Source organism: Providencia sp. PROV080 (genome assembly GCF_033688105.1).
In the GTDB taxonomy this organism is placed as follows: domain Bacteria; phylum Pseudomonadota; class Gammaproteobacteria; order Enterobacterales; family Enterobacteriaceae; genus Providencia; species Providencia zhejiangensis.
Window position 1 is genome coordinate 516,997 of sequence record NZ_CP096346.1, and the last position, 19,366, is coordinate 536,362.

General features: G+C 40.9%; 14 protein-coding genes and 1 pseudogene. 9 read left to right on the plus strand and 6 right to left on the minus strand.

The annotated features are described in order from the left end of the window. Nucleotides 1–43 precede the first annotated feature (43 nt). Nucleotides 44–226, minus strand: coding sequence for a hypothetical protein (locus M1F03_RS02225; RefSeq protein WP_154621810.1), 183 nt, complete (start codon nt 224–226; stop codon nt 44–46). 236 nt (nt 227–462) lie between these two features. On the opposite strand from M1F03_RS02225, the gene M1F03_RS02230 reads away from it, so the two are divergent. From M1F03_RS02230 to arnT, 7 genes are all read left to right on the plus strand, one after another. Further along, entirely contained in the window at nt 463–1,923 is a 1,461-nt protein-coding gene (locus M1F03_RS02230; protein ID WP_196713979.1) for a DUF4026 domain-containing protein, read from the plus strand. A gap of 83 nt (nt 1,924–2,006) precedes the next feature. Further along, a complete protein-coding gene (locus M1F03_RS02235) occupies nt 2,007–2,462 on the plus strand; it encodes a regulatory protein RecX (protein WP_251464971.1) in 456 nt (151 codons plus the stop codon). 177 nt (nt 2,463–2,639) lie between these two features. After that, on the plus strand, nt 2,640–4,031 hold the full coding sequence (locus tag M1F03_RS02240) for a carbohydrate porin (RefSeq protein ID WP_251464973.1): 1,392 nt from the start codon (nt 2,640–2,642) through the stop codon (nt 4,029–4,031). 230 nt (nt 4,032–4,261) lie between these two features. Continuing rightward, a complete protein-coding gene (gene dcuC, locus M1F03_RS02245; protein WP_154622210.1) occupies nt 4,262–5,620 on the plus strand; it encodes an anaerobic C4-dicarboxylate transporter DcuC in 1,359 nt (452 codons plus the stop codon). A 298-nt stretch (nt 5,621–5,918) separates the two neighbouring features. Continuing rightward, nucleotides 5,919–7,157, plus strand: a complete 1,239-nt coding sequence (locus M1F03_RS02250) for an aromatic amino acid transport family protein (RefSeq protein ID WP_163860601.1) — start codon at nt 5,919–5,921, stop codon at nt 7,155–7,157. Between the two features lie 281 nt (nt 7,158–7,438). After that, a complete protein-coding gene (locus M1F03_RS02255; RefSeq protein ID WP_251464976.1) occupies nt 7,439–8,713 on the plus strand; it encodes a bifunctional O-acetylhomoserine aminocarboxypropyltransferase/cysteine synthase in 1,275 nt (424 codons plus the stop codon). Nucleotides 8,714–9,195: 482 nt separating this feature from the next. Then, nucleotides 9,196–10,857 (plus strand): lipid IV(A) 4-amino-4-deoxy-L-arabinosyltransferase, encoded by a 1,662-nt coding sequence (arnT, locus tag M1F03_RS02260; protein ID WP_154622213.1) that lies wholly within the window; start codon nt 9,196–9,198, stop codon nt 10,855–10,857. A 45-nt stretch (nt 10,858–10,902) separates the two neighbouring features. Here arnT and M1F03_RS02265 read toward each other — a convergent pair whose 3' ends face one another. Together M1F03_RS02265 and M1F03_RS02270 are read right to left on the minus strand one after the other, a co-directional pair. Continuing rightward, nucleotides 10,903–11,079, minus strand: coding sequence for a hypothetical protein (locus tag M1F03_RS02265; RefSeq protein ID WP_251464978.1), 177 nt, complete (start codon nt 11,077–11,079; stop codon nt 10,903–10,905). After that, on the minus strand, nt 11,076–14,180 hold the full coding sequence (locus M1F03_RS02270) for a MexW/MexI family multidrug efflux RND transporter permease subunit (protein WP_154622214.1): 3,105 nt from the start codon (nt 14,178–14,180) through the stop codon (nt 11,076–11,078). The genes M1F03_RS02265 and M1F03_RS02270 overlap by 4 nt, the downstream gene beginning before the upstream one ends. A gap of 149 nt (nt 14,181–14,329) precedes the next feature. On the opposite strand from M1F03_RS02270, the gene M1F03_RS02275 reads away from it, so the two are divergent. Continuing rightward, nucleotides 14,330–15,601 carry an IS4-like element ISPa13 family transposase gene (locus tag M1F03_RS02275; protein ID WP_000813355.1) on the plus strand — a complete coding sequence of 424 codons (1,272 nt, stop codon included), beginning with the start codon at nt 14,330–14,332 and terminating at the stop codon, nt 15,599–15,601. On the opposite strand, the gene M1F03_RS02280 is transcribed toward M1F03_RS02275, so the two are convergent. Together M1F03_RS02280 and M1F03_RS02285 are read right to left on the minus strand one after the other, a co-directional pair. Next, complete coding sequence (locus tag M1F03_RS02280; protein ID WP_318840070.1) at nt 15,598–16,695, minus strand: efflux RND transporter periplasmic adaptor subunit; 1,098 nt, start codon at nt 16,693–16,695, stop codon at nt 15,598–15,600. The genes M1F03_RS02275 and M1F03_RS02280 overlap by 4 nt on opposite strands. 12 nt (nt 16,696–16,707) lie before the next feature. Continuing rightward, on the minus strand, nt 16,708–17,136 hold the full coding sequence (locus M1F03_RS02285) for a DoxX family protein (RefSeq protein WP_154622216.1): 429 nt from the start codon (nt 17,134–17,136) through the stop codon (nt 16,708–16,710). Nucleotides 17,137–17,295: 159 nt separating this feature from the next. Between M1F03_RS02285 and soxR the strand changes: the two are divergent. Continuing rightward, nucleotides 17,296–17,783 (plus strand): annotated as a pseudogene (gene soxR, locus M1F03_RS02290) (redox-sensitive transcriptional activator SoxR). Between the two features lie 286 nt (nt 17,784–18,069). On the opposite strand, the gene M1F03_RS02295 reads toward soxR, so the two are convergent. Next, on the minus strand, nt 18,070–19,065 hold the full coding sequence (locus M1F03_RS02295; protein ID WP_251464982.1) for an Ig-like domain-containing protein: 996 nt from the start codon (nt 19,063–19,065) through the stop codon (nt 18,070–18,072). Between the last annotated feature and the right edge of the window lie 301 nt (nt 19,066–19,366).

Here is a 19,366-nt window from a genome sequence, read left to right on the forward strand (position 1 = left end):
AAAGAAGTATTTAAGATCACTTCTTTTATTACCCATTTTGTTGTTATTTTTGCTTACTTTGATGGAAATGGACACGTTCATGGAAATAGGCTTTTAAGTGATCTTCCATTTGATGCACTTTCTGCTCAAGCGCATTGATGAGCACGTCATCATTATTCATGTCATAAACACGTTCCATCGCCAATTGGTCAACGTATTTTTTCTGCTCTTTAGTGAGTTCTGCCATATTTAATATCCATTATTCAGCCCAATTAAAGCGGAGCTACGGTTAGAGAATTACGTTAAGGCTATTGTGCCTGAGTGATCTTTGATTGCAAAGTACAATAACACTTTGTTCGATAGTGACTATTTTAAAATGTACAGGCAAATATTTTAAGATGAATTCGTTAAGATTATTCACAATATAAATGGCTAGACTAAGCTGTTATCCTTGGGCGAGTAAACAAATTATAGGCTTATATAATGAATAATAAACAACAATACCTCGATATCGCTGCCGGTAACGGTGAAAAAGAAGCTTCTTCAATGGTGGCAATTCCTGCTTCAGAATTAACACTCGCGCGTCTAGAACAACGTTTAGAAGAGCAAAACTATTTTACTGATGGAGAGATTGACTACATACCTGAAAGTGAAGGGGAATTTTTCTTTACCTGTAAGCAAGGCGAGGAAGAGCTACGTTTTTATATTTCTCTGGTGGATAGTGACCCTGAATATGTCATTAATCCTTATTTCTCTACAGATCCAATCAGCCCTGAGTTATATGCTGAGGCGAGTGCCGCGCCACAAGCCGTTATCGTTGAATGCCTATTTCAAGATCAGCCTTTAGTGAGTTACTTACAACAGCTAAGAATTATACAGATATTAGTTCCCGACTTATTGTTAGGACTTGATTTGTCCGCGGCGGGTAAGGTCTTTACCCGCGAGTGGCTGAATTTCCAATTGCTTGATGATTTGATGCCAAGCATTGATTCTTTATATGTCGTTCATGCCATCTATGATACTGATGAAATTGAAGAACAATCGGCTGAAGAACGTGGGCCAACAATGTATTGGTTCCACACTCATGGTCTTGCGCGCTGTGGGTTATCGGAAGCGGAAATTATTATCCCACATCCTATCGCGTCTTATTACGGTATTCCTGAGCTGTTCTGGAGTTTTGTTAACAATAGTATTACGCATGGCAAAATTGTGTTTAATGAGCCAATTTTTATTGGTCAAACACAAAGTGGTTACGAATATTTAGTGGCACTACCGTTTGAAGAAGGTTTACAACATGTAGGGCAATCAACGCCAATTGATAATTTGAAACCGCTTGAAGAGATGAATTATGAATTTGGTGACGCGGCGTCAAAACGGTTTATGGGCGATTGGAATGATCGCGATGAATCCCATCAACACCCATCTGTTATGTTATTTAGAGTCACACAAGAAGAGCCAGTTCTAGAAAGCTTCTTTAAAGGTTTTGAAGATCAAAATGCGATGATGTTTATGCGTACTGATGAAGAAACCGCGGATATGTCTCGTAAAGCAAAATTACGTTGGGAATATTTTACCCACATGCTCGATAATTATGGGCCAAAACCGGTTGTACAAAAGAAAGGTTTTCTATCTAAACTGCTTGGAAAATCAGAAGAGCAAGACGAGAGCGAATGGCGTTTCTTGGTGAAGTGTGGAATTGGCTATCGTGATGAAGAAGAAGACTATGAAGGTCATGAGCACATGTGGTTTGAGCCCGTGTCTTGGAATGGTGATCACTTTGAAGGTCGTTTGATCAATCATCCTTTCTATGTGCAGACGATGCAAGAAGGAGAGGTTTATCCGCTTACGCGTGATGATATCACTGATTGGACTATCTACTATCAAGATGGTAACTACACACCTGATACGATTTATAAATTACTTTCGGGTGCTCAAGTTCACTAAGACGCCACTTAACTGCATTTCGAATGCATTAGCATATAGAATGGGTACATTAGGTACCCATTTTTTATTGTTGAGTATTATCTATGACTGAATCTGAATTATATCAATATGCACTATTTATGCTTTCTCGTCGCGATTATGGAACAGAGGAGCTAAATGCGCGTATGAAACGTCGTATGTATGAAAAGAATGAAGGGATTGTTGATGAAACGCTGATTGAACGAGTGATTGCGCGTCTGAGTGAACAACATTTTCTTGATGATACTCGAGTGCTGGAACTGCATTTTCAAAGTTATATCCGTAAAGGTTATGGACCACTGCGTATTAAACAAGAGTTACGACAAAAAGGGTTTGCTGCTACTTTGATTGACCAACAATTTGAGAAGACGGATGTTGATTGGTTTGAACTTGCGGCGACAGTACGTCGTAAAAAATTTAGTGATGATATTCCGAGTGATTTTAAAGAAAAAAGTAAACAGATTCGTTATTTACAATATCGTGGCTTTTCGGGTGACATGATTTTTGAGCAGTTTCGCTAAAAATTTTATCTGATTTATTAATCATTATTCTGCTGTAGGTATCGTTAAAATTGTGATGATACACCGTTTTTTTGGTCATTTAATATGCAGTATTCTTATTATAAAAAATAAAACTTACGGTTAATTTCAGCAATCTTGGTTGGGCGATAAAAACCCTTTCTCCAACTAAGGAATGCTATGAAAATCAACTGGTTAATTAAAGTAATATGCATGTTTTGGGGGGCGTTACCTGTAACCGTTCTGGCCGATATAACGCTAGCGGATATGGCGTCGCGCATTAAAGCGCTTGAGATTTTGACAGCCGAAGCTATTCAGCGAGCGGAGAGTGCTGAAAATCGAGCCAATAAATTAGCACAGATGATGACATTACAGGCAACGACACCATCATCCCAACCTAAAGAAGCGCTAAAGACAGACACAACAAAACCCACTATTAAATTTAATCAGCAGAATGGTGAGTTAAAGATCTACGGAAATATTGAGCTGAATATCGATGGTTCCAGTCGTAAAGGGCAAATGACATCGATACGTGAAGCGGTGAGTAAAAGTGCCAATAGTGGTAAAAATGATAATTGGGATATAAATGGGCGCATTTTGCTGGGTTTCCAAGGTAAACACCAACTCGCCAATGGTAATGAAACTGGCTTTCAAGTTGAACCTCTTGCTAAGGCAGATGGAGATATCGGGTTAGATGATGCTTTCTTTTATTTTGGAAAACATCATGACTGGACAATTAAAGTCGGGCGGTATGAAGGTTATAGTATGTTCCCCCTTGACCAAGATATTTTCATTTCTCACTCAGGTAACACCTCAAATAGCTTATATACCGATGGATATGGTTATGTTTATATGATGAAAGAAGGTCGGGGTCGCTCAAATGATGGTGGAAGTATCCAGCTCTCGAAAAGGTTGGACAATTGGTATTTTGAAGTGAACACCTTAGTTGAAGATGGAACCGCATTATTTGGTGATGAGCGCTATCATGGCTACGACCTTGATAACAGAAAAAGTGCAGTTTATCTTCGGCCTGTCGCTGTTTGGAAACCAAAACCATTGAAAATTGCATTGGCGATGGAGAGCCAAGTTATGCATAACGCTTATGGTGCGACAATTGATGGCAAGTGGCAAGATTTTTCAAGACGTAATGGCTATGGTTTAAATATCACTTGGGATACCACATCAAAAGATAAAATGAGTGGCATTAAAGCCGCTTTTAATACTGCTTATATGGAGGCTAATGCGGAAACGGACTTTTCAGCTGGCGGATATGCAAAATGGCGTCGTTTCGTTTTAGGTTATATATACGCTCACAATAATATTAAAGATTTTAATCCGAATAAATATCAATATGTACTGGATGATGAGTCGGTCCTCAATGGCGTTCCAGGAAAATATGATTTACATACTCTGTATGTTTCTTACGAAATCCCCAATATCTTACACATTGAAAACTATAATATTTATTTGGGTGCTTACTACTCAACGATAGCAACAGCGAAAAGCGAACTCATTGATAAGTCCGATGATGAACGATATGGGTTTCGTATTCGTTTCAAATATCTATTTTAGCCTTTAAATTACTAGAGGGCTTTTTCTTTAAAAAATATTAAAAATATAGAGAAATCGCCCTGAGTATTTCTGCCTTCAAAAATTCTTGTCCATTCTATAAAGCAAAGCGAATAGTTATTTTTTTATGATAATTATCTGTTCATGACATGATCCGCGTCAGTAAATTTCGCTTATATATTGGGCAGAGTACAGTTAACTAAAATTAAAATTATTTCAGGCAGGAGAAATATATGGTTGAACTGTTAATTGGCGTCATCGTCGCAATCGGCGTTGGGCGCTACATTATTAAAGGCTACTCGGCAACGGGCGTGCTGATGACAGGGGGTATTTTACTACTGATCATTACCGCAATTATGGGGAAAAGTATTTTACCTGAATCCGTGAAGGCGACGGGTTGGCGTGTTACAGATATTTTAGAATATATCAAATTCTTATTGATGAGTCGCGGTGGCGACTTAGGCATGATGATCATGGTGCTGTGTGGATTCGCGTCTTATATGACCCACATTGGTGCAAATGATGTGGTGGTGAAAATTGCCTCTAAACCATTAAAAATGATCAACTCACCTTATATATTAATGGTTGCAGCCTATATTGTTGCCTGTTTGATGTCATTAGCCGTTTCTTCAGCCACGGGGCTAGGTGTATTGTTAATGGCAACCTTATTCCCCGTTATGGTGAATGTCGGTATTAGCCGTGGTGCCGCCGCAGCGATTTGTGCTTCACCCGCGGCAATCATATTGGCGCCGACATCTGGCGATGTGATTTTAGCGGCAAAAGCCGCAGAGATGCCGTTGATTGATTTTGCCTTTAAAACAACGCTGCCAATCTCCATTGCGGCGATCATCGCGATGTCGGTAGCGCACTTTTTCTGGCAGCGCTTTCTTGATAGAAAAGAGCACGTTAACGTTGAAATGTTAGACGTGAATGAAATTAAAACGCATGCACCTAGTTTTTATGCCATTTTGCCATTTACGCCAATTATTGGCGTACTGATTTTTGATGGTAAATGGGCGCCTGAACTGCATATCGTAACTATCATTGTTGGCTGCATTATTTTAGCCGCAATTATTGAATTTTTACGTAGCTTCAGTGCTAAGCACGTTTATGCTGGGCTGGATACTTGTTATAAAGGCATGGCGGATGCATTTGCGAGTGTCGTTATGTTATTAGTGGCCGCCGGTATATTTGCACAAGGTTTAAGTACCATTGGCTTTATCAAGGGGTTGATCGACCTTGCACAATCTTTCGGTTCCGGCGCGATAGTGATGATGATTGCATTGGTGATTATTACTATGCTTGCTGCGATGACGACAGGTTCAGGTAATGCGCCTTTTTATGCGTTTGTCGAGTTGATCCCACATCTAGCGAAACAAATGGGCGTTAACCCTGCTTATTTAGTCATTCCTATGTTACAGGCTTCCAATTTAGGGCGTACCTTATCACCTGTTTCTGGGGTGGTGGTTGCAGTCTCCGGTATGGCGAAAATTTCACCATTTGAGGTCGTGAAAAGAACTTCAGTTCCCGTGTTAGTTGGACTGGTTGTTGTGATTATTGCAACCGAAATTTTAGTTCCGGTTTATCTCTAATTATTCATCAATCTAGTATCAAAATGGCTAGAAATAGTCTGTTTCTAGCCAAATTTAATTTATATGTTGATAGTTAATCAGGCTATTAATCGAAAATTTGTTAATTTTACGTGTGTTTTTTTTAAATGAAATGAGGTGTTTTATTTTTCATTTCTGTCTACTTTTCCTTATAAAGACCTTTTTTTGAGATCTACACCAAAAAGCCAAACAAAAGCCAAAAAATAAGCTAGGTACTGAATGGCAATTGATGCAAAATCCGCACATATTTTTTTGTGTTAAATAAATAATGAAAAATGCTATGAAGACGACAGACAAACCAGTTAATAAATGGACCTATAAAGATTTTACGTGGGTTTTATCCTTATTCGGTACAGCGGTTGGTGCAGGGGTGCTATTTTTACCTATTAAAGCCGGCGCTGGGGGTTTTTGGCCATTAGTGATTCTTGCATTAATTGCGACCCCAATGATTTGGTTGGCCCACAAAGGATTAGCCCGTTTTGTTTTATCGGCAAAAAATCCAGATGCTGATATTACGGATACCGTGGAAGAGCATTTCGGTAAAGTAGGGGCAAACGTCATCACATTTGCTTACTTCTTCGCTATTTATCCTATCGTATTGATTTATGGCGTTGGGATTACTAATACCGTTGATTCATTCTTAGTAAACCAAATTGGCATGGAGCCTATTCCTCGTTGGCTACTGTCTGGCGTATTGATTGGTGCAATGACTGCCGGTGTGTTATTTGGCCGTGATTTAATGCTACGCGTGACTTCCATGATGGTTTATCCGCTGGTTTTCATTCTATTAGCGCTTTCTTTGTATTTAATTCCAGAATGGAACACTTCAATGCTTGAAGTGGCACCTGATTGGAGTGCAATGCCAGCGGTGGTATGGATGGCGATTCCTCTGATTGTATTCTCGTTTAACCATAGCCCAATCATCAGCCAGTTCACCAAAGATCAACGTCAACAATTTGGTGACCAAGCCGTTATTAAAACGGATATGATTACAGGTGGCGCTGCGATGATGTTAACTGGATTCGTGATGTTCTTTGTCTTTTCGGTGGTGTTATCTTTAAATCCAGCGGAGCTAGAAATCGCGAAAAAAGAGAACATTAGTGTGTTGTCGCACATTGCTAACATTAACCCATCACCAATCTTATCTTACTTAGGCCCAATTGTTGCTTTTGCGGCTATTGTATCCAGTTATTTTGGACACTTCTTAGGGGCTCATGAAGGTTTAGTTGGATTGATTAAATCTCGTTCATCTTTCTCTGTGAGAAAAATTGAAACGGCTTCTATGTTGTTCATTGTCTTAACAACATGGATCGTCACAATTAGAAACCCAAGCATTTTAGGTATGATTGAAACGATGGGTGCCCCAATGATTGCGGCTATCCTGTTTATTCTACCTGTGGTTGCGATGCGTATTGTGCCAGCGATGAAAAAATTCAGCACATCAGCTCTTGCACAAGTGTTCACTTTAATTTGTGGTTTAGCTTCAATCACATCAGTTATCTATGGTGCGTTTCAATAATTGATGCCCCAGAATAAAAAAAGCCCACAGCAAGTGATTGTTGTGGGCTTTTTTATCTCTTAAATTTATAACAAATAACCTAGTAAATAACGAATTACGGTGAGTTAATACTGTAGAGTCATTAATACTTAAGATATTTGTCTGTGTGAAATAATTTCAAGTTGAGACGGGTTGTCTGCTAGAGACTGTTAGGTAATATCTATTTATATAACAGGTACGTAGTAAATACAGAAGTCATAGAACTGACGGTACCCTTTACTACGGCATAATAAGGATAACAAATGAAATTAGAAACATTGTCGATTCACGCAGGCTACTCTCCTGATCCCACCACAAAAGCGGTTGCTGTTCCGATTTATCAAACGACCTCTTACGCTTTTGATGATACTCAGCATGGTGCCGATTTATTTGACTTAAAAGTCGCTGGCAATATTTACACTCGTATTATGAACCCGACGAATGATGTACTAGAACAGCGGGTGGCGGCATTAGAAGGTGGGATTGCTGGGCTTGCTGTTGCATCAGGAATGGCGGCTATCACTTATGCAATTCAAACTATCGCACAAGCGGGAGATAATATTGTTTCTGTTGCCAAACTTTATGGTGGCACATATAACTTAATGGCGCATGCGTTGCCACGTTTCGGGATTGAAACACGTTTTGCTGAGCATGATGATTTAGCCGCATTAGAAGCGCTGATAGATGATAAAACTAAGGCGGTATTTTGTGAATCCATCACGAATCCAGCAGGATTTGTGGTCGATATTGCAGCATTAGCTGAAGTGGCTCATCGCCACGGCGTACCGTTAATCGTTGATAATACGGTGGCCACACCTTATTTATGCCGTCCCATTGAGCACGGTGCTGATATCGTCGTGCACTCATTGACCAAATATATTGGAGGGCATGGAACCTCTATCGGCGGCATGGTTGTTGATTCGGGTAAATTTCCTTGGTTAGAACATGCGCAGCGTTTCTCACTATTGGTGGAGCCTGATATTGCATACCATGGCGTCAGCTATACGGAACACTTTGGTGCAGCTGCTTTTATTGCTCGTTGTCGCGTGGCGCCTTTACGCGGAACGGGGGCGGCACTTTCTCCATTTAATGCATTTTTGATTCTACAAGGCTTGGAAACGCTGGCTTTAAGAATGGAACGCCACACAGAGAATGCACTAAAAGTGGCTCAATATTTAGAAAATCACCCTCAAGTGGCTTGGGTCAAATATGCGGGATTAGCAAGTCATCCTGAGCATGCATTAGCGAAAAAATACATGCAAGGTAAACCCGCGGGTATCATGTCATTTGGCATTAAAGGTGGGCAAGACGCTGGGGCTCGCTTTATTGATGCATTAAAATTAATTGTGAGACTCGTGAATATTGGTGATGCTAAGTCATTAGCTTGCCACCCCGCTTCAACAACCCATCGCCAGCTTAACGATGCGGAATTAGCCAAAGCAGGGGTTTCGCGCGATATGATCCGCCTCTCTATTGGTATTGAACATATTGATGATATCTTGGCAGATCTTGAGCAAGCATTGAAAACAGCTCAATAACGTTATCTGAACAGAGGTCGCGAATATTAGCGGTTATCGATAAAGTGAGCTTTATTGATAATCGCTTTTTTAATCTCACTATATTTAACGCAATCCTTGTTACTCTTTTTGTGATTATTATTCAACGGTTCGTTGTTAATGATAAGTTTAACCAAAGAATCCCTGATTTCTTATTGCGAGAAATGATAAAGATATTTTATTGTTGACGGTGAACTCTTTGATGAGGAGCGAGTCTTAGCTACCGAGTACTTATTTGATATTTAATAACTCTTTATTTTATATCCATTTATTAATTGTTTAAGGATAATAAATTAATTTTTTACTCGTTTATATCAGGTTTATTTATGTTAGTGATAATGATGGGATGAATGAGCACTAAGCTAAATAATTATAATTGCGTTATGTCGTATTCATGTCGTCAATAACACTCAGATGTATATCTAATAATTATTAAGTTTTTATTAAAAGAATGGTTGAGAAAAATGATGATGGCAAATAATAAGATTGCCTACCTTAAATGGTGCCTGCTATTTGGGTTTGTATTACTGACGTACTTTATTCCGCTTAATGGTCGGCTTCTTTGGCAACCCGATGAGTTACGTTATGCTGAAATTAGCCGTGAATTGATTCTTAGTTATAACTGGAGTGTGCCTGAGCTTCTTGATATTCGTTATTTTGAAAAGCCAATTTTTGGTTACTGGGTGAATGCATTTTTTCAAATGCTGTTTGGCGAAAATAATGTTTCCGTTCGCCTCGGTGTGGTGTTTAGCACCTTAACCAGTGCCCTGTTTGTCTACCTCAGTGCAAAGATGGCATGGAAAAAAAATGACCTTGCGTTTAATGCCACTTTGATTTATCTCTCCATGTTAATGGTGCTCGCCATTGGAACCTATAATGTCCTCGACCCTATTTTGACGGCATTTATCACGATGGCTATCTTCTTTTATCAATGGGGCCTAACAACTAAAAGCTTCTCGCATAAGTTGATCGCATTTATTTTACTCGGTGTGGCGGGTGGCCTTGGATTGATGACAAAAGGCTTTTTGGTTTTGGTTATACCGGGGTTAGTGATTGTTTTAAGTTCGCTTTACTATCAGCAGTTTAAAGAAGTTTTTTGTTTTGCTTTTGTCTCTTTGTGTAGCTTGTTCCTGGTTTGTCTGCCTTGGGCGATTGTGATTGCAGGTCGTGAGCCAGATTATTGGCATTATTTCTTTTGGGTTGAGCATGTACAGCGTTTTATGTCGGAAGATGCGCAAAACCGTTCACCTTTCTGGTTCTATATACCTATCTTGATAGCAGCGGTATTGCCTTGGCTCGGTTATTTTTTAGCCGCGTTAGTGAATGGTTTTCGTCAAAAGGGCTTACACATTTATTTCCTGATGTGGTTCTTGGTACCTTTCCTATTTTTTAGTATTACTAAAGGTAAGTTATTGACCTATATACTTCCTTGTCTGGCTCCCGTTGCCGTCTTAATGGCCGCTTATATCGATAGAATTAGACAACAAAATCGCGTTGGGACGATTCGCCTTAATGCCGTGATTAATATCAGTATTGGCCTGATTCTTGCGGTTGCCTTGTTTGTGTTACCTTATTTCCCACAAGTGAGTCCCTATTCACTCGATGAGGATAACAAAAGGTTACTGGCTGCTGGTGCATTCCTCTTTTGGGGGCTTGCTGGTGTTATCTCATATCATCGTCGATATTGGGCTTGGGCGGCCGCTTGTACTCTTGCGTTGAGTTTGAGTGTAGGCCATGTGATCCCTGATAAGGTTGCCAGTAACAATACCCCTCAAAAATTGATCGAAAAATACCGTCCACAGTTAGCCAATAAAACGTATTTGCTGACAAATAATGTAGGGTTAGGCACTGCATTGGCTTGGGTATTAAAGCGTAGTGATATTACGATGTTACACCAAAATGGTGAGCTGAATTATGGGTTAAAATATCCGGATGCAGCGAATCGATTCTATCGCTTAGATCAACTGCCGACGTTATTAGAACAACATAATTATCAAGATATTGCTGTACTCGTCGAGGCTTCGCAAGATGATATATTAGCCGCTTTGCCGGGGAAACCAATAATTGTCTATGAAGGCAATCTCGTCTTTGTTTTTTATAATGGACGCAACGGATTGATAGAATAGTAAAAAGCCGCATATCTTAGGTATGCGGCTTACTGAATATAGAGTCTATTTTGTCATTTTATACAGAGTGGGCTCCCCTTTTTCATTGGGGGACTTTGTAGCATGACCCGTCAGCCCGTGGTAAATCATTAGCATGGCAAAGCTATTGCTCATGGTACTAATGTCATTGTTACTCATGGCTCGACTGTTTTTTGAATGACGATTCGTGATGCTATGGTTCATTGCGCTTTCTCCTCATCTTCTTTCAGTAGGCGATTCGCTTCGGCTAGCTCGTAACGTCTTGGGGTTAATGCAGTTGAACTGTGGTTACGTGCAAGTAGCGAGTAAATGGTGGGAAGAACAAACAATGTGAATAGAGTACCGACTAACATACCCGTTACGATCACAAGGCCTAATCCAAAACGGCTGTTCGCACCGGCTCCTGTTGCAAAGAGCAAAGGAACTAAACCAATGACCATTGCCGCGGTGGTCATTAAAATAGGACGTAAACGAATTTGTGCAGCTTTTAAAATTGCTTGGCGTTTATCCAATCCTTCGTGCGCCTGCAATTCATTCGCAAACTCGACCATCAAGATCCCGTGTTTACTGATAAGCCCGATTAATGTCACCAATCCGATTTGCGTATAAATATTGAGGGTCGCGTATCCGAATGCGAGAGGAATGAGTGCCCCACAAATGGAGAGTGGTACCGTGATCAAAATAATCAATGGGTCGACTAAACTTTCGTACTGTGCCGCAAGAACAAGGTAAATGATGATGAGCGCCGCCATAAATGCAAAGGCGAGGGTGTTACCTTCTTGTTTATATTGGCGCGAATCAGATTGCCAGTCATGGCTAAAACCAGCAGGCAGCTCATTGGCAATGTTTTCTAAATAAGAAACAGCCTGTCCTAATGTGACACCAGGAGCGGGAATCGCTTGGAATATTGCCGCATTTTGCTGATTAAACTGCGTTAACTTATTTGGCTCAATTTGTGTATTGATGTCGACTACGGTTGACAGTGGGATCATGGTGCCATCTTGTGCTTTGACATAGTGACGAGCAAGCGCATCTGGTGTTAAGCGTTGGCTACGAACACTTTGTGGAATAACATCGTAAGAACGTCCATCCATACCGAAGCGGTTTATGTAGTTCTCACCGACTAAGAGTGTGAGTGATTCTCCGATATCCTGCATACTGATGCCAAGGCTATTGGCTTTTGAGCGGTTAATTTTGACTTCAACCACTGGGTTGTTGTAATCAAGGTCGCTATCTACCACCATAAATAGCCCACTTTCACGAGCCTGTTGCTTGATCTCCTCCATCGTTTTATATAAGACAGGGTAGCCTTGAGGGCTTCTGAGAACCATTTGTATTGGTAGGCCGCCAGTAGAGCCAGGGAGGGCAGGTAATTGGAATACAAAGATGCTATTACCTTCAACATCACCCACCATGCCTTGTAAATCGGCCTGAATGGCGGATGCTGGGCGCTCACGCTCTTCCCATGAACTTAGATTGGTACCACCGAAGCTGGAAGATATACCGTCAGTACCATTAATGATCCATGTACTTTCGGTTTCAGGTAATTCCATCATCACATCATGAAGTTTGCGAGAAAAACGCTCAACATATTCTAAGTTAGCATGTTGTGGTGATTTAATTGCTGTTAACACGGCCGATTGGTCTTCAACAGGCGCTAGCTCGCGGGGGGCGGATTGGTATAACAGTGGTAAGCTAATAAATACGAACACTGCGATAATACCGGTGATCCAGCGGTGTTTTAACGAGAAGTTAAGGCCTTTCGTGTAGTAATTTGCTAAGAAGGTAAAAAACTTTTCCGCAGCATGAGCCATACGGCCTTCATTTTGTTTTGAGTTCAACATAAATGAACTCATTACAGGGGATAATGTTAATGCCACGATACCTGAAACAATGACAGAGCCTGCGAGAGTTAACGCAAATTCTTTGAATAACGCGCCAGTCAAACCTGACATTAAACCTATTGGGGCATAAACTGCTGCCAAAGTAATGGTCATCGCAATGACAGGACCTGCGACTTCACGAGCGCCAATTAATGCTGCCAGTACCGGTGATTTACCTTCCTCAATATGACGGTGAACGTTTTCGACAACAACAATGGCATCATCAACAACTAACCCGATGGCCAAGACCATTGCAAGTAGTGTTAATAAGTTGATACTAAAGCCAAAAGCCATCATGAGTGCAGCCGCACCTAACATTGACAGTGGAATGGCTAATATAGGAATAATAACGCTACGGATGGAACCTAAACATAAATAAATAACAGCAATAACAATCAATAACGCTTCGACGAGTGTATTGAATACCTGATCGATTGAGGCTTTGATAAAGCGGGATGTTTCAAAGGCCATCTCCACTTTCACGTTAGGCGGCAATGTTTTTATGATATCAGGCATTAACTTGTTCATGCCATCAACAATCACCAGAGGGTTTCCGGTCGGCGTTGCAAATAAACCTAAATAAATTGCAGGCTCACCATTCATTAAACCGCTAGTTTCAGTGGCGGATGCACCCAGTTCTATCGTACCGACATCACGTAAACGTACCAGTCCATTGCCGTCATTGCGAATAACTAAGTCTTGGAACTCAGAGACATTGGTGAGATCAGTATTAACATAGACGTTTGAAATGACATATTCGCCTTTCACTTTACCGGGAGCAGCTTGATAGTTATTTTGTCTGACAGCTTGAGCGACATCTGCGGCAGACAGTCCTCGGCCAGCCAGTTTGTCGGCATCTAACCATAAGCGCATAGCTAATTGTTGCCCACCGAATACTTGAACTTTGGCAACCCCTTCAATAGAAGAGTACATAGGCTCAACAACTCGTGACAAATAATCCGTCAGAGCAGGAATGGAAAGGGTGGTACTGGAAAATCCGATATAAGCAACCGCGGTAGACTCACCGGAAGAAAGCTCAATCACTGGGTCATAAGCTTCTTTAGGCAGCTTGTAACGCACTTGATTCACCTTGGCCATCACTTGCGCGAGTGCTTGAGTTGAATCTCGATTAAGTTCCATTCTCACCGTGACTAAGCTACTCCCTTGCACAGAAGAAGAAGATAAATAATCGACACCTTCAACTGAAGAAACAGCTTGGGCAATAGGTTGAGTCACAAAGCCCTGCATCAAGTTAGCGGATGCACCTGGATATTGTGTGGTGATAGTGATAGTGGAACTTTCTAATTGAGGGTATTGGCGAATAGGGAGTTTGCTTAATGCAAATAACCCTATTAAGACAATTAAAGCACTCACCACCAGCGCCAAAACAGGTCGGCGCACAAAAACATCAGTAAATTTCATAGCGCCGTCCTTATGAATCTTGAGCTGTCTTAACGGGTGATTCTGTTAGTGTGTCTTCATAGGTATGATCTTTAGGAGTTGAAGAGGTGCTTCATTCGTGATCTAATTGATTTACCAGAAAAAAAAGATCACCTTTGCAGGAAAAACGAATGAAGCAACAACAAGATACCCGATTTTCGAGCGCTTTTGAACGATTTTTTTCAGCAGCAGAGCTTGATGCGCTTGGCAAGCAATCAGGCTTTATGAAGCGGCGGCGGCAGGTGACGCCACAGAAGTTTTGCATGGCGCTGGTCAGTGCGCTGGGTGCAGGAACAACGAATTCGATTGCCGATGTGCACCGGCAATTTAACCATATGCACTCAACGGACATAAAGCTTAAACCCTTTCATAAACAGTTGGTTAAAATGGCTGCTCCTGAATTTATGCGTGAAGTGTTTGAAAAGGCGCTGGCTCTGCATCTCCCTGATATGTTTGCTATCAGGAATAAATATCAGGACATGTTCAAGCGCATTATTTTACAAGATGGCACCAGTTTCGCTGTACATGACGACTTAATGTTCTATTTTCCAGGACGTTTTAATGAAAATAGTCCGGCAGCGGTTGAGTTACATGTCACTTATGACGTGTTTAAGGGGCAACCTGACGGTGTTAGTCTGACTGAGGACACGGCACCCGAGCGGGACTATTTGCCTTCACCCGCCTCTTTATCAGGCTGCTTATTTATGGCAGATGCAGGTTATTTTTCAAAAGCTTATATACAACAGCTTCAAGAAGCCTGCGCGTATTTTATTATGCGGATGTGTAACCGTGTTAATCCAATGGCGGTTTGTACTAAGACTCAGCAGATGAAGCCGCTGAAAACATGGTTAAAAGAATTACCCAATGCAGGTGTATTGGATTTAGATGTGCAGTGGCCGAATGGCCCGGTTTATCGTTGCGTTGCATTTGCAGCATTAGATCACAAAAAACGTCATGTATTGGTCTGCACTAACCTTGACCGTGAGCAGTTTCCTCCAGCTGTTGTGGGTGATTTTTATCGTGTTCGCTGGCAAATAGAATTATTATTCAAAGAGTGGAAGTCGATGAATAATTTAAATAAATTCGATACAGGTCATGCCACAATCGTTGAGACATTAATTTGGGGTAGCTTGCTGGCAGCAACCTTAAAACGCTGGCTAATCAACGCGGCACAAAAGAAGTATAACCGGGTGTTGTCGCTTTTTACCGGAGCAAAAACTGCCCATATGTGGTGGATACCATTTTGCTTTGATATAGCCATGAGTCGTGGTACGGATTTAGCAAAAGCCATGAATAACGCGCTGGCATTTTTAGCGCAACATTGCCAACGGCAAAATGTTAAACGAGACCAAATAAGTGGCGTATATAAGCTGCTTAATAACACAAATAAATCATTGGGTTAGGTCGTTAAGGTCATACGTATGAGTGTGTCTTGTGCTACAGGGGTAATGGCAGAACCATTATTGAGGCGAAGTTGCCCTGAGGTGATCACCTTGTCGCCCGCTTTTAAACCTTGCTCAATTTCAATTTTGCCATCCCAACGTTGGCCTATTTTCACCGAGACTTGTTTTGCCGTCATATTTTCACCACTACCTTCAGCAATGAAAACGGTGTCACCGTACGCGGTATAAGTGACTGCGGTTTCAGGAATAGTCAGTACAGCAGACTCTGCTTGACGTATCACATTGACGTTAGCGTACATACCGGCCTTTAACTCACCAGCACTATTTTCTAGCGTGGCTTGGAGTTGGATGGTGCGTGACTTACCGACTAACGGATCAATAGCACTGATACGAGCAGGGAAGGTTTTGCCGGGATAAGCATCAACATTGATATCGACAATTTGGCCGACATGCAATTCAGGCGCAGCTTGTTCATCAAGAGAAAAGTTGAGTTTCAATGTTTGAGTATCAACTAGGCTAGCTATCGCTTCACCCGGACTCAGGTATTGTCCTTCATGTACCTGACGAATACCGATAGTGCCATCAAATGGAGCACGAATAGCCTTTTGCGCGATTAAAGCTTGTGTTTGGCGGATTAGCCCTTGCGCTATATCGCGCTCTGCTCGTGTACTGTCCACTTGTGCTTCTGCCACTAAATGTTTGGCTGCCAGTGTACGAGTTCTATCATACAGCCTTGACGCATTACGCAACTGAGCTTGATAGCGAGCCAAGTCGGCTTGCTCGACGGCATCATTCAGTTGTACTAGGAGCTGGCCTTTTTTAACCTGCTGGCCTGATTCAAAATTAATTTTTGTGATGCGACCACTGGTTTCAGCGGCAACAAACACTTGGCTACCGGCCTCTAACTCACCAACACCATAAAAAGTACGTGGAGCATTATCTTGAGTCACTGGTGCTAAAGCGACCTTCACAGGAGGATATTGATAAGCCGCTTGTTCGTCTTTTTCATCTTGAGCATAAGACGTGTAAATCGCGGCTCCACCGCCAGCTACAATAAGTAAAGAACACAGTGTAACAATTGTTTTTTTATTCATTATCAATACCTACTATTTCTGTGCCTTAACAGCGAAATAAAGCTCACGGAAATGACCCGCGATAGCGACTGCCATTAATCCTCCGATAACCGAAGTGTGCTCAATAGCCCAAAACATGGCGATTTTCGCTTCTTCACCGGTATAACTCCAAAAGGTATGAACAACGACAATAGTCAAGAATAAAAATACGGCTAAAGCACCGGTGCCCAGCCATAGTAGTCGGTTAAAGAGTAATAATAGTGAGCCGACTAGCATGACCGCAGCAGAGGCGATATTGAAAAACCAATCTGGATGTAACCCTGCTGCGCGCATTTCTGCTAGGCTATTTTCATAGTCAAAAACCTTTGCTAGGCCAGATGAAATGAACAGAACTGACATCAGCAAACGAGCGATAATCCATAATGTGTTGCTTTCTAAAATTTTGGCAATTACCGATGGCATAGCCTATCCCCTTTAAAAACAAGTTAACCTGCATGTCATACAATGAGTGCTGTCACCACCTCATGCAGAAAATAGAATGGAATAATCTGAATTGACAAATTCAGTGGCTGGCACTATAAAACCTTAAGTTAAGTTGAGGTCAAGAGAAGGGGGGTAAAAATGACGGAGAAAGACACGAAAACGACAAAAAGGCGTGCTAAGGGTGAACATAAGATCGATTTTACAAGGGCATTAACGGTTGGAGAGGTGGCAAAACGTTCTGGTGTACCTGTATCGACTGTCCACTTTTATGAGTCAAAAGGGTTGATTCAAAGTACGAGAACACAAGGCAATCAGCGACGCTTTCCTTCTGTGGTATTACGCTATATCGCAATTATTAAAGTGGCTCAGAGCACTGGTATTCCGTTAAAAGAGATTCAAGACGCATTGGGAAAATTTCCAGCGAATAGCAAACTCACTTCAGAGCAGTGGAAGGAGATGTCAACTGAATGGAAAACGTCGTTAGATAGGAGGATCCGACAGCTCACGCGTTTACGTAATGAACTAGACCACTGCATTGGTTGCGGCTGTTTATCGCTGAGTGAATGTCCACTGCGCAACCCTGAGGGCGTAAAGGACCAGGTGCTCGAATTCTAGAACGACCGTAAACGATTGTGATTATTAACTGGTTAAGTGATGAACCTTTCACTTGGCTGGTAAATACTGGTTGGTGATAAGCTAATCTCATTTGAATACAATGAATAATCAAACATTGAACCTGCTGGAACAGAGTATGACTCGATAACAATCTATAATATAAGGCGGTTTTACTCTGAGTTAGCCAGCAATAATTACTGTATGCGCTGTATGATTAAGCTGCTGACCATGTTTATCAAGCGGTGTTGCCAAATGCACTGTCACCTCACTGATATTCAGCGAGGTGACAGTGATTTTTTACGAAAGAGAAGTGCCTAAATCTTTAAAGATAAAGTGGTGGGTTTCTCCTATGTTAGTAGTAGAGTAGAAATATTCTTTCATTATTGAACCCCCTCTCGAGCAATAGAAAGGTCTACCTTCAATATTAAAATCATCTAATAGCACGGGATCATCGTTAAGTAAGGCACATCTATTATTCAGCCCATTAAATAAAGTTCCCTTAGGGCAGCTAGCTACCCTGATATCGGCTCTATTACTCAGATGAAAAGAGTAATAGCGACCAGGCTCAAAAACAAAATCTTCACCTAAAAGGCCAAAGTGACCGAGAAGACTTCTAGGGCCTTTAATGGTAATATCACCTTCAATCGTACTGGCAGGCACTTCTGGAATAAAGCTAATAAATTGCGGTTCTGCATAGATATTTTCTGTAACCGCATGAGCGGTAATAAACACACTTTCTGCTTTGGTATCCGTAATAGTAATGAGCAATTGTCCATAAGAATCCGTTACGCCGAAAGCAGGCGCAATGTTAGCTGAACTGGTTGCTGGTAATTTATCAAATGTAATATATTCATTTTCTTTTGGCTGACCATTAACAAGTAACTTATAGACGATATAGTTAGTATCTTTTCCGTCAGCTTGGGCATTATTTTTCAGAACGTAAGAGAACAATTCATTATCAGTATTATTATGATCAGAAAATACACTCGTTGTCGACGTTGAGTAATTTTGATTATTATAATTAACTAGGGCAAATACTAATACAGACTCTTCTGTACTCGCTAATAAAACACGACATTTTCCTTCTGAATCTGTGTGTGCCGTTATACTACGTTGGTCATTTGAAAACTTGGCATTTTGATGACTGGTATGAAAACTCACTTGAGCGCCATTAATTGGCATATCACCAAAAGAGAAGACACAGATAATCTCATTATAACTGACACCATCCGCTGATGCGGTATTAGAGCTAGTGATTAAAAATATAACGTTAGAATTTGATTTTTCATTCATAATAGGTCACCTTATCGAGGTTTTTGTTAAAATTAAAATAAACTTACGGGTAAAAAAGAACGACTTTCTTTAATCATTAAAATAAAATAATCAAAAATGCGGAAATATCTATAAACATGAAGCAAACATATCCTTATGAAATTATTATTTTGATTATCAAATTTTAAATATGGTTTAATATAATGTATTTAAATGTCAGCTATTATCTTATTGATAACTAATGCTTAATATTCAGTTGGTTATGCAATTATCAAGTTAACTTTTGATAAATAATGAGTCTAAATTTAGATTATGATCCAGT